Raw genomic sequence first — 2,898 nt, forward strand, 5'->3', positions numbered from 1 at the left:
TGCCACGCGTTGCGAATCACTCTTAAACAGTTTGTTAGCCTACAGTTTCCAAAAGTCTCGAGAAATCCTTTCGTGATCCTCTCGGAATAAATCTAAAGCATATGCTTCATTAGAAATTAACAACACCAATTCGACAATAATCGGCTTCAACTCCTCGAAATAACTTTCGACATCTCCCCACTTCAAATTAAAGTCTTTAGGGTCAGCTAAACGGGGTTCTGTACCGTCTTGCCTCATTTCGTAATGAGCAACCAATTTATTGCGTACGTTCCTCATTTTATGATGAAGGTCCTTGCCTTTTAGTTCGCTAAATAATTTTTTTGCCTTGTGATAATGCTCATCAAACCTTTGAGACTTGTCTCCCAAATCCCTTTCTTTATGACGCTCTTCCCAGAATACTCTTGATTCGGGGTCAACGTCGTTTACCCAAGTAATCGTTGTCGGTTTACAGTAGTCCCTTTTTAAAGCTTCTAAAAGAGGCTTAGAGGAAATAAGTTCAAGAATATTGAAAATTGATGGAGACGTATTACCTCGGTCAAATGAAATAGCAGCTAACTCACGAACAATATCTAGATACATTGTTATACGCATTAACTCAAGCCCATGACTACCATAAGAATGATCCCACTTATGAATCAAATCAGAATCGTTTAATAGGGGATTAAGCAAAGCTAATTTTCGATCTGCAATAATAAGTCGACTAATCATTGCGGTAGAGTAAGCTCTAACTTTCTTAACTCTGTGTTCCATACTTACTTCTGTAGGCTAACGCTCTGTTAAGGTGTGAGCAACGCCATGCCGAAGTTGCCGCATACCACCTCAAACACTAAACGCAACGCATAGCAAAAAATGCCACGCGTTGCGAATCACTCTTAAACAGTTTGTTATATGCTAATCTTCAGACTGGCAGTTTGCTTCGTTTTGAGGCTCGATAGAGTGCTATTGCTAGTTGGGAAGTCATTTTATTTGGATCAACGTCCTTCATTTTTCTTTCGTTTGATTTTTTGGTCTGATCACTCTGTTTCTTGGTCATCTTTGCTCTCACATTCAGAACTAACATCATCCATTTTACCGCCTGAAGCTAATGCCTCTGGTTCTCTTTGATCACCAATGCTCTCAAGAAATCGTTCGCTAGCTTTTTGTTTATGCGAGCGTTTCTTTAGTTGTATTACACTATTTCTATCTTCATTCATGCTCACAACCTCATGTATAAGTAATCGCCTTTAACAACATATGTTAAACCAAAAGATTTATAGTACTTCTTAACATCATCATTTATTGGTTTCATTACCCGCACTTCTGTTGCTCCCAGTAACTCAGCATATGTAATCATAGTAAAAAGTGTAGCGGGAAATACCCTTGTTCCAGATATATCTGGATTTGCCTCAATAAAATCTAACCTCATTGAGCTACCATAATATGTAGGTCGGCCTAATGATAAGCTAAGAAGTTCACCTTTTAACCAAATTGCGAGTTCAAATCGTTTTGGGTATCTAAACTTAAACGCTGCGTAACCCTCAATCCAATCCCAGTCGACTTTACGCTTTGTAGAGTTAGACCACCATCTAGCTAACTTTAATGCCTTTCCATCAATGCACTTCAGCTCTATATCTTTATATTCACTAGTTTTATTGAGTTTAACCTGAGCAGCTTTTATCGTATTCATTCGAACTTGCGAGTAACGCTGCTCAGCATCTAGGTGTGTAGATTTCATAACGCCTCCTTTATCGGAAACATTTTTAAATCCAACACGGTATTTAGACAAATCGGCATAAAATCATTGAGGTGCACATCTCGCTGATAAAATTGACACTTTCACATTTTGCATATAACGCCGCGTTAAGTGGTGAACAACGCTAACCACCAAACCTAAACCATTGTACCTTAATCACTTAAGCTGACTTGAACCAAAACCGCCAAGCGTTGTGAATCCGTCTTAAACGCTTTGTTATGTGGCTACACTTCGAATTGATTTATATCTATCAGCATGACTATGACCCATCATGTTTGCAGCTTGAATTAGATGATTCCAAAACTGCTTTGATGGGATCGGGTTATCTTCTATAACACCATCCAACTCTTCCATTGCTAACAAAAGCTCATTTGCGGCAATGTAATCAAAAAACTCAATTTTTCTATAACCATTATCGGATTCAATGGTTGTCTCTGGAAGCAGCGCATAAGCCGCCATTAACTCTGCTTCTATTTTCTGCCATCTCTCAACTTGGATCATATTTATTACTAACCCTTAGCCTCTCTGACCACATAACGCCGCGTTAAGGGGTGAACAACGCGACCACTCGACCTAAACCATTGTGCCGTAAACACTTAAGCCAAATTAAACCAAAAATGCCAAGCGTTGTGAATCCGTCTTAAACGCTTTGTTATAACCGTTTTTCCATGCGTAAAAGACCCCAAACCTCACCGTCGAAAGAACGAGAGCCATTTTCACGCGATGTCACGGTAAAACCAAGAGACTCATAACAATTTCTCGCAACTATGTTTCGTTCAAATACGGCCAATGACAGTAAGCTAGCGCAGTATTTTTCTTTTGCTAGCTCGACTAACTGACCAAGCATGAGCTTTGAAATGCCCTTTCCACGAAAGCCGTCCGAAACAAATACCCGGCAAATTCTAAAATGTGACGCTGAAACTTTGAATAGTTCAACATAGCCAGCACTCTGACCTGCAACAACGAAGATAAAGGGAAACACTTGCGCTTGAGAACAATGTTTAGAAATTTGCACTGAATCCAATGGAAACTCAAAGTTTGGACCACCCCATTGATAATTCAATTTATCCGAGTCGATCCACCCGATAAGCAGGTCATGGTCTTCTTTTTCAAATGCTCTAAGTTCCATTTTTCCCTCTAAGGTTATAACGCCTTGCTAAGGTGTG

The 2,898-nt window shown here is 39.5% G+C and carries 5 protein-coding genes; all 5 read right to left on the minus strand.

The annotated features are described in order from the left end of the window. Window positions 1-39 precede the first annotated feature (39 nt). Window positions 40-750 (minus strand): hypothetical protein, encoded by a 711-nt coding sequence (locus tag BIW15_RS23925; RefSeq protein ID WP_077281755.1) that lies wholly within the window; start codon window positions 748-750, stop codon window positions 40-42. 263 nt (window positions 751-1,013) lie between these two features. Next, window positions 1,014-1,193 carry a hypothetical protein gene (locus BIW15_RS23935; protein WP_029842124.1) on the minus strand — a complete coding sequence of 60 codons (180 nt, stop codon included), beginning with the start codon at window positions 1,191-1,193 and terminating at the stop codon, window positions 1,014-1,016. 2 nt (window positions 1,194-1,195) lie between these two features. After that, entirely contained in the window at window positions 1,196-1,714 is a 519-nt protein-coding gene (locus BIW15_RS23940) for a hypothetical protein (protein ID WP_077281756.1), read from the minus strand. A 234-nt stretch (window positions 1,715-1,948) separates the two neighbouring features. Next, on the minus strand, window positions 1,949-2,233 hold the full coding sequence (locus BIW15_RS23945; protein WP_023623435.1) for a hypothetical protein: 285 nt from the start codon (window positions 2,231-2,233) through the stop codon (window positions 1,949-1,951). A 151-nt stretch (window positions 2,234-2,384) separates the two neighbouring features. Further along, complete coding sequence (locus tag BIW15_RS23950; RefSeq protein ID WP_031812414.1) at window positions 2,385-2,861, minus strand: GNAT family N-acetyltransferase; 477 nt, start codon at window positions 2,859-2,861, stop codon at window positions 2,385-2,387. Window positions 2,862-2,898: the final 37 nt, after the last annotated feature.

The organism is Vibrio sp. SALL6 (assembly GCF_002002385.1).
GTDB lineage: Bacteria > Pseudomonadota > Gammaproteobacteria > Enterobacterales > Vibrionaceae > Vibrio > Vibrio parahaemolyticus.

Coding starts and splice junctions, on each gene's coding strand:
- BIW15_RS23925 (WP_077281755.1), bottom strand. CDS start 750: ATGGAACACAGAGTTAAGAAAGTTAGAGCTTACTCTACCGCAATGATT.
- BIW15_RS23935 (WP_029842124.1), bottom strand. CDS start 1,193: ATGAATGAAGATAGAAATAGTGTAATACAACTAAAGAAACGCTCGCAT.
- BIW15_RS23940 (WP_077281756.1), bottom strand. CDS start 1,714: ATGAAATCTACACACCTAGATGCTGAGCAGCGTTACTCGCAAGTTCGA.
- BIW15_RS23945 (WP_023623435.1), bottom strand. CDS start 2,233: ATGATCCAAGTTGAGAGATGGCAGAAAATAGAAGCAGAGTTAATGGCG.
- BIW15_RS23950 (WP_031812414.1), bottom strand. CDS start 2,861: ATGGAACTTAGAGCATTTGAAAAAGAAGACCATGACCTGCTTATCGGG.